Annotated in this window: 11 protein-coding genes and 1 pseudogene; 10 read left to right on the top strand and 2 right to left on the bottom strand. The window is 71.8% G+C overall.

The annotated features are described in order from the left end of the window. Positions 1-10: 10 nt before the first annotated feature. A complete protein-coding gene (locus tag B0B14_RS09680) occupies positions 11-706 on the top strand; it encodes a ThuA domain-containing protein (protein WP_076682587.1) in 696 nt (231 codons plus the stop codon). Then, positions 688-1,812, top strand: a complete 1,125-nt coding sequence (locus B0B14_RS09675) for a Gfo/Idh/MocA family protein (protein WP_083710525.1) — start codon at positions 688-690, stop codon at positions 1,810-1,812. Before B0B14_RS09680 ends, B0B14_RS09675 begins: the two co-directional genes overlap by 19 nt. On the opposite strand, the gene B0B14_RS09670 is transcribed toward B0B14_RS09675, so the two are convergent. Further along, positions 1,778-2,986: an ROK family transcriptional regulator gene (locus B0B14_RS09670; RefSeq protein WP_076681388.1), complete on the bottom strand. Its 1,209-nt coding sequence runs from the start codon at positions 2,984-2,986 to the stop codon at positions 1,778-1,780. The two genes, B0B14_RS09675 and B0B14_RS09670, sit on opposite strands and share 35 nt — an antisense overlap. A gap of 110 nt (positions 2,987-3,096) precedes the next feature. Here B0B14_RS09670 and B0B14_RS09665 point away from each other — a divergent pair, with 110 nt between their 5' ends. From B0B14_RS09665 to B0B14_RS09650, 4 genes are read left to right on the top strand one after another with little or no spacing between them, the layout of a single operon-like run. After that, positions 3,097-4,395, top strand: a complete 1,299-nt coding sequence (locus B0B14_RS09665; protein WP_076681387.1) for an ABC transporter substrate-binding protein — start codon at positions 3,097-3,099, stop codon at positions 4,393-4,395. 4 nt (positions 4,396-4,399) lie between these two features. Further along, positions 4,400-5,386 carry a carbohydrate ABC transporter permease gene (locus B0B14_RS09660; protein ID WP_076681386.1) on the top strand — a complete coding sequence of 329 codons (987 nt, stop codon included), beginning with the start codon at positions 4,400-4,402 and terminating at the stop codon, positions 5,384-5,386. After that, positions 5,386-6,285, top strand: a complete 900-nt coding sequence (locus tag B0B14_RS09655; RefSeq protein WP_076681385.1) for a carbohydrate ABC transporter permease — start codon at positions 5,386-5,388, stop codon at positions 6,283-6,285. Before B0B14_RS09660 ends, B0B14_RS09655 begins: the two co-directional genes overlap by 1 nt. Then, positions 6,282-8,627, top strand: coding sequence for a beta-xylosidase/alpha-l-arabinosidase (locus tag B0B14_RS09650; protein WP_076681384.1), 2,346 nt, complete (start codon positions 6,282-6,284; stop codon positions 8,625-8,627). Before B0B14_RS09655 ends, B0B14_RS09650 begins: the two co-directional genes overlap by 4 nt. An 11-nt stretch (positions 8,628-8,638) precedes the next feature. Here B0B14_RS09650 and B0B14_RS09645 read toward each other — a convergent pair whose 3' ends face one another. Further along, positions 8,639-9,646, bottom strand: a complete 1,008-nt coding sequence (locus B0B14_RS09645) for a LacI family DNA-binding transcriptional regulator (protein WP_076681383.1) — start codon at positions 9,644-9,646, stop codon at positions 8,639-8,641. Between the two features lie 164 nt (positions 9,647-9,810). On the opposite strand from B0B14_RS09645, the gene xylA reads away from it, so the two are divergent. The 4 genes and pseudogenes from xylA to B0B14_RS09625 all read left to right on the top strand — a co-directional run. After that, a complete protein-coding gene (gene xylA, locus B0B14_RS09640) occupies positions 9,811-10,998 on the top strand; it encodes a xylose isomerase (RefSeq protein ID WP_076681382.1) in 1,188 nt (395 codons plus the stop codon). A gap of 5 nt (positions 10,999-11,003) precedes the next feature. Then, a complete protein-coding gene (gene xylB, locus B0B14_RS09635) occupies positions 11,004-12,302 on the top strand; it encodes a xylulokinase (RefSeq protein WP_076681381.1) in 1,299 nt (432 codons plus the stop codon). Positions 12,303-12,324: 22 nt separating this feature from the next. Next, complete coding sequence (locus tag B0B14_RS09630) at positions 12,325-13,176, top strand: transposase (protein ID WP_076681380.1); 852 nt, start codon at positions 12,325-12,327, stop codon at positions 13,174-13,176. Further along, positions 13,173-13,474 (top strand): annotated as a pseudogene (locus B0B14_RS09625) (alpha/beta hydrolase); the annotation flags it as partial. The gene B0B14_RS09630 and the pseudogene B0B14_RS09625, both read left to right, overlap by 4 nt.

The following is a 13,474-nucleotide window of genomic DNA, read 5'->3' as shown; positions in this document are numbered from 1 at the left end:
GGGAGACACGATGCCCCGGAGAGCGCTGATCGTGCGTGGAGGCTGGGACGGGCACCACCCCGTCGGAGCGACGGACCTGTTCGTCCCCTTCCTGGAGGCGGAGGGATTCGACGTGCGGATCGAGGCGTCGAACGAGATCTATGCGGATGCCGCGACCATGGCCGAGACCGATCTGATCGTGCAGGCCGTCACGATGTCGGAGATCTCGCGGCCCGCGCTGGAGGGGCTCCGTGCCGCCGTCGAGGCGGGCACGGGCCTGGGAGGCTGGCACGGCGGCATCGCGGACTCCTACCGCGGCAGCGCGGACTATCTGCAGCTCGTCGGCGGGCAGTTCGCGACGCATCCGAGCAAGGCGCCCGGTGAGCGTCTCGGGGGAGAAAGCGACAACTTCCTGACGCACACCGTCGAGATCACCGATCTCGGGCGCAGCCAGGAGATCACGGCCGGGATCGAGGACTTCGAGCTCACCACCGAGCAGTACTGGGTGCTGCACGACGATCTCATCGACGTGCTGGCCACGACGACACATCCGGTGCAGCCGTACCATCCGTGGCATCGGCCGATCGTCTCACCCGCGGTGTGGACGCGGCTGTGGGGAGCAGGCCGGGTGTTCGTGTGCACGCCGGGGCACAGCATCGACGTCCTGGAGGACGCACGGGTGCGCACGATCGTGGAGAGGGGACTGACATGGGCGGCCAGAGCATGAACGGACAGGGCATGAACGGACAGGGGATCGGGATCGTCGGGCTGGGCGTGATCTCGCGCGCCTACCTCGACACGCTCGTCGGCGCCGACGGCGCGCGCATCGTGGCGGTCGCCGACCGCGACCCGGAGCGCGCTCGCGCGGTAGCCGCCGAGCTCCCGGGCGTGCGGGCGCTGACCCCCGCCGAGCTGTACGCGCATCCCGACGTCGACACCGTGCTCAACCTGACCGTCCCGTCCGCTCACCACGAGGTCGCGATCGCGGCGCTCGCGGCGGGCAAGCACGTGTTCGGGGAGAAGCCGCTCGCCGCGACGTTCGCCGAAGCGACCGACGTGATGGAGCGGGCTCGGGTCGCCGGTCGCGCCGTCGGAGGTGCGCCGGACACCGTTCTCGGCACCGGCATCCAGACGGCCCGTGCGGTCGTGGAGGCCGGGGTGATCGGACGGCCAGTCTCGGCGACGGCGACCTGGCTCTCGCGCGGACACGAGGCGTGGCATCCCAACCCCGACTTCTACTACCTGCCGGGCGGCGGACCGCTCCTGGACATGGGGCCCTACTACCTGACCTCCCTCGTGCATCTGCTCGGACCGGTCGACGCGGTGCAGGGCGCGAGCAGTCGTGCCCGCGACACCCGTGTCATCGGGTCCGGTCCACGCGCCGGCGAGGAGATCCCGGTCGACGTCGACACGCACGTCACGGGGGTTCTGCACCACGTCGGCGGAGCACTGTCGACGGTCACGTTCAGCTTCGACGCGGTGGCCACGCGCGCCGAGCCCATCGAGGTGCACGGAGTCGAAGGCATGCTCGTGCTCCCCGACCCCAACCACTTCTCCGGCGACGTCCACCTGCGCCCGGCGGACGGGTCGACCGACGAGCGGATCATCGCCCCGCGTGCGGGCTACGTCGACGCGGCGCGCGGTGTCGGCCTGCTCGACTTCGTGGCCGGGCATCGCCGCGCATCGGGTGAGATCGCACTCCACGTGCTGGAGATCATGACCGCGCTGCTCGAGTCCTCCCGGCGCGGGGCCCGGGTCGCGATCGCGTCGGCGCCCGCGGTGCCCCCGCTCGTTCCGCTCACGCCTCGTGCGCAGTGGCGGGGACCGCGCTGACACCCGGTTCGCGCAGCAGGTCGGCGAAGGCGGCCTCCGCGGCGCCGATGAGCAGGCGGTCCTCAGCGAGGGCGGCCGACCGGATGACGAGGTCCTCCCCGTTCGCGGGCATCGCCTGAGCCTGCACCGCCGCCGTCAGGCCGTCGAGGTCCTGCTCGGCCAGCATCGCGAGGAACCCGCCGAGCACGATCATCGACGGGTTGAGCACGTTCACGGCGTTCGCGAGCGCGGTGGCCAGGATGCGGCGCTGCCGCGCCACCTCCTCCACGACGCCCGGTGCGCGCGACGTCCGCAGCGCGTCGGCCAGCGCCGGCTCGTCGGCGGTGGTCAGGCGCAGCGCCGCGAGGAGCCGGGTGCGGCTGACGTCGTCCTCCAGCACTCCGCCCGCCGAGCGGCGATCGGAGGAGTCCGCGATCCCGGGTCGGTTCTGTCCGAATTCGCCGGCGTACCCGCCCGCGCCGCCCACCGGTATCCCGTGCACGATGAGGCCGCCGCCGATGCCGCTGGCCCCGCCGTTGAGGTAGACGACGTCGTCGACTCCGCGGGCGGCGCCGAAGAGGTGCTCCGCGTGGGCGCCCATTCCGGCGTCGTTGCCCACGACCACGGGCAGTCCGGTCGCCTTCTCGACGAGGTCGCGCAGCGCGACATCCGTCCACAGAAGGTGGGGCGCGTGGCGCACGAGCCCGTCGGTGGCGCGCACGAGACCCGGCACCGCGACACCCACCGCGACGACGCGGGCGTCGGCGAGGGCACCCTCGCGCCACGCAGCGAGGTGCGTGCCGACGAGCGCTGCGGTCTCTTCGGGGGAGAGGAGGTGGTCGACTTCGACGCGCACGCGGTCGCGGATCTCACGATCCAGGCCGATCACCGCGAGGGTGAGCGCGTCGACCTCGGGATTGACCGCCAGCGCGACCACGCGCGGGTCGGATGCCACGACAGGCGACGGACGCCCGACCCGGCGGCGGGGATCGGGTGAACGCTCCTCGACGAGCCCTGCGGACATGAGCTCGACCACCAGGTCGCCGATCGTGGATCGGTTGAGCCCCGTCGCCTCGGTCAACGCGGCCCGCGAGAGCGGGCCCTCGAGGTGCACGATGCGCAGGATGCGCGCGAGGTTGCGCTGCCGCACACCGCCTGCCGACTCCGTCACGCGCACCACTCTACGAGACCGCATCGTGACCTGATCGCTATTTGTTGCCCTTGACCACGAATGCCGGGACACCTATCGTGGAGGCGTCCACAACACTTTCGACGTAGACGTCGAAACTTTCGAGAGGTTCGAAGATGAACAGACGCAGCATCGTGCGCGTCGCGGCGGGAATCGCCGCCGCGGGTCTCGCGGCAGCCACCCTCGCCGCGTGCGCCGGAGGAGGAGAGTCGGCCGAGTCCGGCGGAGACGTCACGATCACGTGGTGGCACAACGCCACGTCGGGTCCGCTGCCGGCCGTCTGGGAGGAGGTCGCCGCGGAGTTCGAGGCGGCCAACCCGGGCGTGAAGGTCGAGCAGACCGGCTATCAGAACGAGGAGCTGCAGCGCACCCTCATCCCGAACGCGCTCGCGTCCGGCGACGGCCCCGACCTGTTCCAGGTGTGGCCGGGCGGCGAGATCCGCGACCAGGTCTCGAACGAGTACCTCATGGAGCTCGACGACGTCATCCCCGAGACGATCGCCAGCGTCGGCGCGACCTCCGGGCCGTGGCAGGTCGACGGCAAGACCTACGGCGTCCCGTTCACCTTCGGCATCGAGGGCTTCTGGTACAACAAGGACCTCTTCGAGCAGGCCGGCATCTCGGCTCCGCCGGAGACGCTCGACGAGCTCAAGGACGCCGTCGAGGCGCTCAAGGGCGCCGGTGTCGCGCCGATCGCCGTCGGCGCGGGCGACAAGTGGCCGGCCGCGCACTGGTGGTACCAGTTCGCGCTGCACTCCTGCTCGCCCGAGACGCTCACGCAGGCGGCTGCCGACTACGACTTCAGCGACCCGTGCTTCGAGCAGGCGGGCGATGAGCTCGAGACGTTCATCGGCATCGACCCGTTCCAGGAGGGCTTCCTCGGCACTCCCGCACAGACGGGCGCTGGTTCGTCGGCGGGCCTCGTGGCGAACGGCCAGGCGGCCATGGAGCTCATGGGCCACTGGAACGCCGGTGTCATCGGCGGCCTGACGGCGGATCAGGAAGTCCCCGAGTTCCTCGGCTGGTTCCCGTTCCCGGCCATCGAGGGCTCCAACGGCGACCCCAAGGCCGCCCTCGGCGGCGGCGACGGGTTCGCGTGCGCCAAGGACGCGCCCAAGGAGTGCGCCGATCTGCTCGCCTTCATCCTGAGCGAGGACGTCCAGAAGAAGTTCGCGGCCAGCGGGTCGGGCATCCCGACGGTCTCCGCGGCACAGGCATCCCTCGAGGACCCCAACCTGAAGATGGTCGCGGAGGGCCTCGCCGCGTCGTCGTTCGTGCAGCTGTGGCTCGACACCGAGTACGGCACGACCGTCGGCAACGCGATGAACGAAGGCATCGTCAACCTGTTCGCCGGTGCCGGCACCCCCGCCGACATCGTGACCAAGATGCAGGACGCAGCGGCGACGCTGAAGTAGTCGGATGACCACCCTCACCACGCCCGGGCCCGCGGTCACCGCGGGTCCGGGCGGTACCCCGCGTCGGCGCATCGGGCGCAGCACCCGCAAGCGCGCCGAGATCGTGTTCTTCGTCGCGCCGGCGCTCATCCTCTTCGTCGGGTTCGTCATCGTCCCCGTCGCCCTCGCGGCCGTCTACAGCCTCTTCAACCTGCCGGCCGCGTTCCGGTGGGACATGCTGAACGCCGACCGCTTCGTCGGCCTCGACAACTACGTGCGCGCGCTGACGACGCCCGAGTTCCTGAAGGCCATCGGCAACACGTTCTTCATCCTGTTCCTCTCCCTCCTCATCCAGGGACCGCTCGCGATCGCCGTCGCACTGCTGCTGCACCGCCGCATGAAGGGGCGCGCAGTCTTCCGCCTCATGATCTTCGTGCCGTACGTGCTCGCCGAAGTCATCGCCGGTCTCAGCTGGAAGCTCCTCCTGCAGCCCAGCGGCGGCGTCAACGCGATGCTCGAAGGGCTCGGCCTCGGCTTCCTCCAGGCGAACTGGCTGGCCGATCCCGACATCGCCCTGTGGACGATCTTCTTCATCCTGACCTGGAAGTACATCGGATTCGCGATCCTCCTGATGCTCGCGGGGCTGCAGGGCGTGCCCGAAGAGCTCGGCGAGGCGGCTGCGATCGACGGCGCCTCGTGGTGGCAGATCCAGCGCCACGTCACGCTTCCGCTCCTGGCGCCGACCATCCGCATCTGGGCGTTCCTCTCGATCATCGGCTCGCTCCAGGTGTTCGACATGGTGTGGGTCACCGTCGCCCCGACCGTGCGCCAGATGGCGACGGAGACGATGGCGACCTACATGGTGCAGCAGGGGCAGTTCGCCGGGCAGCCCGGCTACGGCAGCGCGATCGCCGTGATCCTCTTCGTCATCTCCCTCGTCATCGCGCTGGTCTACCAGCGCTTCGCCCTCCGCCGCGACCTCGCCGGCGCCGTCACCTCCGGAGTGCGCTGATGTCCGCCGTCGCAGAACTCGCCCCCGACCTCGATCGCGAGCCCGCGCCTCCCCAGGAGGCCGGCCGCCGCTTCGACTGGGGCCAGCCCTTCGTCTACCTCGTGGCGCTCGTCGTCGCCGCCGTCGCGATCGGTCCCGTGCTGTACGTCTTCATCGGTGGTTTCCGCACCACGGCCGACCTCAACGCCAACCCGGCGGGGTTCCCCGATCCGTGGACGCTGCAGAACTGGGCGTCGGTGCTCGGTGCGCCGCGCTTCTGGGGCAACGTCTTCGCGAGCGTCGTCCTGGCCGTCTGCACGACGGCGGGCGTCGTGGTCGCCGGCATCATGGCCGCGTACGTCATCGCCCGCTACAGCTTCCGCGGACGCCAGGGCCTGTACACGCTGTTCGCCGCCGGGCTCATGTTCCCCCTCACGGTGGCCGCGCTGCCCCTCACGCTGCTGCTGCGCACGCTCGGCCTGCACGGCACGTACCTGGGCGTCATCATCCCGGGCATCGCGTTCGCCCTGCCGACGACGATCATCATCCTCGTGCCGTTCCTGCGCGCCATCCCCGACGAGATGGAGGAGGCCGCCGTCATCGACGGAGCATCCCGCCTGCAGTTCTTCTGGCGCATCCTGCTGCCGCTGTCCAAGCCCGGACTGGTCACCGTCGGCATCCTGGCGTTCGTCGGCAGCTGGAACGGATATCTGCTGCCCCTGCTCGTGATCAGCACCGGCTCGCTCCCGCAGGAGCTGTGGCCGCTGCCGCTGGGAGTCACGCAGTTCTCCACGCAGTACTCGCAGGACACCGGCGCGGTGCTCGCGTACACGTCGCTCGCGATGATCCCCGCCCTCGTGTTCTTCCTCATGGCGGAGAAGCGCATCGTGGGCGGTCTGACCGGGGCGGTGAAGGGATGACGCGGCACACGGATCACTCGGATCGGGTCGAGACCCTGATCGCGCAGATGACGCTCGAGGAGAAGATCGCCCAGCTCTACGGGGTCTGGGTCGGAGCCTCCGACGAGGGCGGCGATGTCGCCCCGCACCAGCACGACCTCGACGACGCCGTCGACCTCGACGCGCTCCTCCCGCACGGGCTCGGGCAGCTGACGCGTCCGTTCGGCACGAAGCCGGTCGATGCCGCGCTCGGCGCCCTGTCGCTCGCGCGCACCCAGGAGCGGCTGCGCGCCGCCTCCCGCTTCGGCATCCCGGCGATCGCGCACGAGGAGTGCCTTGCCGGCTTCGCCGCATGGGGCGCGACGGCCTATCCCGTTCCGCTGTCATGGGGTGCGACGTTCGATCCCGATCTCGTCGGGCAGCTCGGCAGGCGGATCGGCGACGACCTCCGCTCGGTAGGGGTGCACCAGGGGCTCGCCCCCGTGCTCGACGTCGTGCGCGATGCGCGCTGGGGTCGGGTCGAGGAGACGATCGGCGAGGATCCGCACCTCGTCGCCACGATCGGCGCGGCGTACGTGTCCGGCGTCGAGAGCGCCGGTGTCGTCGCCACGCTCAAGCACTTCGCCGGGTACTCCGCATCCAAGGGAGGTCGCAATCTCGCGCCGGTGTCGATCGGTCCGCGCGAGCTCGCCGACGTGATCCTTCCGCCGTTCGAGCTCGCCGTGCGCGAGACCGGTGTGCGCAGCGTCATGAACTCCTACACCGACCTCGACGGCGTCCCGACGGCGGCCGACCGGTCGCTGCTCACCGGGCTCCTGCGCGAGACGTGGGGCTTCGAGGGCACTGTCGTGGCCGACTACTTCTCGGTCGCGTTCCTCAAGCTGCTGCACGGCGTGGCCGACACCTGGGCGGATGCCGCGGGCCAGGCGCTCGCCGCGGGCGTCGACGTCGAGCTGCCGACCGTCAAGACCTTCGGAGAGCCCCTCCGGCGAGCCGTCGAGGAGGGCATCGTCGACGCGGCGCTCGTCGACCAGTCGCTGCGCCGCGTGCTCCGTCAGAAGGAGCAGCTGGGTCTGCTCGATCCCGACTGGTCGGTCATCCCCCCGGCGCTCGCCGGCGTCGACCTCTCCGACCCCGAGGCGCTCCGCGGCGCCATCGACCTCGACCCGCGGGAGAACCGCGCCCTCGCCGCCCGGCTCGCGGAGGAGGCGATCGTGCTCGTCCGCAACGACGGCACGCTGCCGCTGGCGCGCGGCGTCCGGCGCCGCATCGCGGTGATCGGACCCAACGCCGACGACCCGTACGCGCTCCTCGGCTGCTACTCGTTCCCCACGCACGTGGTGTCGCAGCATCCGGGAGTCGCGCTCGGCATCCGCATCCCGACGCTGCTCGAGGCGCTGCGGGAGGAGTACCCGGATGCCGTCATCGAGCACGTGCGCGGTACGAGCGTCGACGGCGGAGAGCTCGACGGGATCGCGGAGGCCGTGGCCCTGTCGGCGACGGCGGATGTCGTGATCCTCGCGCTCGGCGACCGTGCCGGGCTGTTCGGCAGAGGCACCAGCGGTGAAGGCTGCGATGCGGAATCGCTCGCGCTCCCGGGCGCGCAGCAGCTGCTGATCGATGCGGTGCTGGATGCCGGCATCCCGGCCGTCGTGGTGATGCTCGCCGGTCGCCCGTACGCGCTCGGCCGAGCCGTGCAGGAGGCGGCGGGCATCGTCGAGGCCTTCTTCGCGGGCGAGGAGGGCGGTGCGGCGATCGCCGGCGTGCTCAGCGGGCGGGTCGAGCCGTCGGGACGGCTGCCGGTCAGCATCCCCCGCACGTCCGGCTCGCAGCCCACGACGTACCTGGCCGCTCCGCTGGCGCGCGCGACCGACGTGTCGAACATCGATCCGTCGCCGGCGTACCCGTTCGGACACGGCCTGTCGTACGCGGCGTTCGAGTGGAGCGATCTCGTGTCGGAGACAGAAGAGGCGAGCACGGATGGTGCGTTCTCCCTCTCCCTCCGGATCGCCAACACCGGTGCGCGCGACGGTGTGGAGGTCGTGCAGCTGTACCTGCACGACCCTGTGGCCGAGGTGCCCCGGCCGGTGCAGCGGCTCATCGGCTACGCGCGGGTCGCGCTGGCGGCCGGGGAGGCGGCTGACGTGCGCTTCCAGGTGCCCGCCGACCTCGCCTCGTACACGGGTCGGGCGCTGGCGCGCATCGTCGAGCCGGGCGCGCTCGTGCTGAGCGCCGGGCGCTCCAGCGGCGACCTCGTGTCGTCCGTCGAGGTGGCGCTCACCGGATCCGTGCGGGTCGTCGACCACACGCGCGCGCTCGTTCCGACGGTCGAGGTGGCGCTCGCGGCGCGGGTCGTCTCCTAGCGCCGGGGTGATCAGGCTGCCGGCGCGGCCGTGCTGCCGCGCACCACGAGGTGGGTGGCGAGGTCCATGCGCAGGGTCTCGGGCTGCTCGCCGTCGGCCATGCGCAGCACGAGTCGCGTCGCCTCCTCGCCCATGCGCCGCAGGGGCTGGTGGACCGTGGTCACGGGCGGGGTCATCGAGCGCATGAGCGGGATGTCGTCGTAGCCGACGATCGACAGGTCCGACGGCACCGACAGGCCCGCGTCGCGCGCCGCGGCGAATGCTCCGAGCGCCTGCAGATCGCTGCCCGCGAAGATCGCCGTGGGAGGCTCGGCGAGCGCCAGGAGCTCCCGCGTGTGCGATTCGCCGCCGGTGGTGTGGAAGTCGCCGAACCGCTCCCAGGCCGGATCGACCGGGAGCCCGGCCGCATTCATCGCGGAGCGGTAGCCGTCGAGGCGGGCGAGCGAGCACATCATGTCTTCCGGGCCCGTGATGGCGGCGATGCGACGATGGCCGAGCTCGATCAGATGGCGGGTCGCCATCAGGCCGCCCGACCAGTTCGCCGAGCCGATCGAGGGGACGTCGTCGGGCGGGTCGCCGGCGGGATCGACGACGGCGAACGGGATGCCGCGCAGCCTCAGCGTCTCGCGCTGCGGCGGGGCGAGGTCGGAGAAGACCATGACCACGCCCACGGGGCGGCGGCGGAGCACCCCCTCGATCCATTCCTCCGCGGGCGCGTGCCGGTTGCCGCTCACGGTCAGCACGAGTGAGAGGCCTGCGGCCTTCACGACTCCCTCGACGCCCTCGATGACCTCGATCGACCATGCGCTCTCGAGTTCGGGGAACACGAGCTCGACGAACTCGCCGCGCTGAGTGGAGTTGCGGCGGCGGTACCCGTGCCGGGCGAGGTCCTCCTCGAGGCGCGCCCGGGTGGAGGCCGAGACATCCGTCCGCCCGTTGAGCACCTTCGACACCGTCGCGAGGGAGACGCCGGCCTCCGCCGCGATCTCCGCCAGTGTGACGCGCGCGTCCGTCGCCATCGGCGCACCTCCCGGCTCTGCGGGCTCCGTCAGTCCGCTCGTCCCCGATTGTGGCACGACTTTCGCTCCCGCATCCGAGAGTTTCGACGCTCGCGCCCTGGACGGGGATGCCCGCATGCGATAGGTTGTCAACAACAACAAACACCGCTGCGCGAAGGAGCGTCATGCCCACCCCCACGCCCGCCGACAAGTTCTCGTTCGGCCTCTGGACCATCGGCTACAACGGCACCGACCCCTTCGGCGGGCCCACCCGGCCCCCGCTCGACGTCGTGCACGCGGTCGAGAAGCTCGCCGAGCTCGGGGCCTACGGGCTCACGTTCCACGATGACGACCTGTTCGCCTTCGGATCGACCGATGCCGAGCGTCAGACCCAGATCGACCGCCTCAAGGGCGCGCTCGCCGACACCGGCCTGATCGTGCCGATGGTGACGACGAACCTGTTCAGCGCCCCCGTCTTCAAGGACGGCGGGTTCACCTCGAACGACCGCGATGTGCGACGCTTCGCGCTGCGCAAGGTGTTCCGCCAGCTCGACCTCGGCGCCGAGCTGGGCGCGAAGACGTTCGTCATGTGGGGCGGGCGCGAAGGCGCGGAGTACGACTCCGCGAAAGACATCCGTCAGGCGCTCGAGCGCTACCGCGAGGCGGTCAACCTGCTCGGCGACTACGTGACCGACAAGGGCTACGACATCCGCTTCGCGATCGAGCCCAAGCCCAACGAGCCCCGCGGCGACATCCTGCTGCCGACGCTCGGCCACGCCATCGCCTTCATCGACTCGCTCGAGCGTCCCGAGCTCGTGGGCCTGAACCCCGAGGTCGGCCACGAGCAGATGGCGGGGCTCAACTTCGCCGCCGGCATCGCACAGGCGCTGTACCACGGCAAGCTCTTCCACATCGACCTCAACGGTCAGCGCGGCATCAAGTACGACCAGGACCTCGTGTTCGGCCACGGCGACCTGCACAACGCCTTCGCCCTCGTCGACCTGCTCGAGAACGGCGGCCCCGGCGGCGTCCCGGCCTACGAGGGCCCGCGGCACTTCGACTACAAGCCCTCGCGCACCGAGGACGAGAAGGGCGTGTGGGACTCGGCAGCCGCCAACATGCGCACCTACCTCCTCCTCAAGGAGCGCGCCGCCGCCTTCCGCGCCGACCCCGAGGTGCAGGAGGCGCTCGAGGCCTCGAAGGTCGCCGAGCTCTCCGTGCCGACGCTGAACCCCGGCGAGACGTACGACGAGCTCCTCGCCGACCGCTCCGCCTACGAGGACTTCGACGCCGACGCGTACCTCGGCGGCCACGGCTTCGGCTTCGTGCGCCTGCAGCAGCTCGCCACCGAGCACCTCCTCGGCGCGCGCTGACCGCCATGACCCTGGTGATGGGCGTCGATTCGTCGACGCAGTCGTGCAAGGTCGTGATCACGGATGCCGCGACCGGCGCGATCGTGCGCGAGGGTCGGGCGCGGCATCCGGAGGGCACATCCGTCGACCCGGCCGCCTGGTGGACGGCTCTCGAAGAGGCGATCGCGCAGGCGGGCGGTCTCGACGACATCGCCGCGTGGGCGATCGGCGGCCAGCAGCACGGCATGGTGGTGCTCGACGCCCAGGGGCGCGTCATCCGCGATGCGCTGCTGTGGAACGACACGCGCTCCGCCGCGGCCGCCGCCGACCTGACCGCCGAGTTCGGCGCCGATGAGCTGGCCGAGCGCACGGGCCTCGTGCCCGTCGCGTCGTTCACGATCACGAAGCTGCGCTGGCTGCGCGACGCCGAGCCCGACAACGCGGCGCGCGTGGCCGCCGTCGCCCTGCCGCACGACTGGCTGACGTGGCGGCTGCGCGGCTTCGGCCCCGACGGTCCGCGCGGCGCGGTGCTCGACGAACTCGTCACGGATCGATCGGATGCCTCGGGCACCGGGTACTGGAACCCGGCGACCGGAGGCTACGACCACGCCCTGCTCGAGGCGGCACTGGGCCAGGACGCGGTCCTTCCGCGTGTCCTTGGGCCCGAGGAGTGGGTGACCGATGCCGCCGGCCGCCGCGTGGGCCCCGGCGCCGGCGACAACGCCGGTGCCGCCCTGGGCCTCGGTGCGGGGCCGGGCGATGTCGTTGTCTCGATCGGAACCTCGGGCACGGTCTTCGCCGTCAGCGAGGAGCGCACGATCGACCCCACCGGCACGGTCGCGGGCTTCGCCGACGCGGACGGGCGGTTCCTGCCGCTCGTCGCGACGCTCAACGCGGCACGGGTGCTGGACTCCATCGCGGGCCTCCTCGGCGTCGACCACACCGAGCTGAGCCGCCTCGCGCTCGCGGCCGCACCGGGCGCCCACGGCCTCGTGCTGGTGCCGTACTTCGAGGGGGAGCGCACGCCGAACCTCCCGGATGCGACGGCGGCCCTCACGGGCATGACCCTGGCCTCCACGACGCGCGAGAACCTCGCGCGGGCGGCGGTCGAGGGGATGCTGTCGGGTCTGGCGGCCGGCCTCGACGCGCTCCGCCGGCTCGGCGTGCCGCTCGAGCGGGCTCTCCTGGTCGGGGGTGGGGCGCAGTCCGATGCCGTGCGCGGGATCGCTCCGCTCGTGCTCGGCATCCCCGTCGAGGTACCCGCGCCGGGGGAGTACGTCGCGCTGGGCGCCGCGCGCCAGGCGGCGCGCATCGCGGTGGACTGAGCCCGCTCGCTAGGCTCGTGCCATGCCAGCCCGCGACGACGCGATCGACGCCGTCGCGGCCGACCTCGCCGCCCTCCCGCCGGCGGAGTTCACGGCGGCGCGCAACGCCCGCGCCTCGGCCGAAGGCGACCGCGGGCTCGCGGCGCAGATCAAGACGCTGCCCAAACCGCAGGTCTCGGCCTGGGCGGTGACGCTCCTCGCCCGCGAAGGCGGGCTCGGCGAGGCCCTCGAGCTCTCCGCGGCGCTGCGCGAGGCGCAGGACGGCCTCGACGCGCCGGAGCTCGCCGTCCTCGGCCGACAGCGTCGGGCGCTCGTCTCCGCGCTGGCGCGTCAAGCCGCCGACCTCGCCCGGGCGCGCGGAGTCGCAGTCAGCACCGCGGCGAGCGGTGAGATCGAGCGGACGATCGACGCGGCGATCCGCGATCCCGCCGCCGCGGCCGCGGTGCGATCCGGGCGCCTCGTGCGTCCGCTGGTCGCCGACGGCATCGATCCCGTCGATCTCGACGGCGCCGTCTCGGGCAGCCTGCCCGACGGCACACCGCCCCCGCCGCGATCGCGCGACGACCTCGCCGAACGCCGCGCCCGCAAGGAGGCCGAGCGCGCGGTGCGCGAGGCCGAGCGCGAGGCGGCCACGGCCACACGGGAGCTCACCCGCATCGACGAGAAGCTGGGGCAGGCCCGCGAGCGCGCCGATCTCGTCGCCGAGCGCCTCGCCGGACTCCGAGCCGACCTCGCCCGGCTCGAGGCCGAGGAGGCCGAGCGGCGGGAGGGCATCGCCGCCCTGGAGGACGAGCGCCGTGCCGCGGCATCCGTCGCCCGCGATGCCGAGAAGAAGGCCGAACGGGCGCGGAGAATGCGGGGATCAGAGACATGAGACACCTGACCAGCCATCGCTTCGCGTTCGGGTTCTTCGCGGCGCTCCTGGCGTTCGTGGGCGGACTCGTGGCCGTCGAGACGGCGCGTGTCGCGGGCAACGCCCTGGAGCGCCCCGGCGTGCCGGAGTTCTACACGGCTCCGGCAGGGCCCATCGACCCGACACCGGGGACGATCGTGAAGGCCGACCCGCTGCTGGGCGTCCCGTTCGCCGCGCGTGGGTGGCGCATCATGTACACCTCCACGGATGTGCACGGAGAACCGGTGCTGTCGACCGGCGTGCTCGTGGTCCCCCTGGG

Source organism: Microbacterium sp. RU33B, assembly GCF_900155915.1.
In the GTDB taxonomy this organism is placed as follows: domain Bacteria; phylum Actinomycetota; class Actinomycetes; order Actinomycetales; family Microbacteriaceae; genus Microbacterium.
This window is presented reverse-complemented; position numbering and strand designations above follow the sequence as displayed.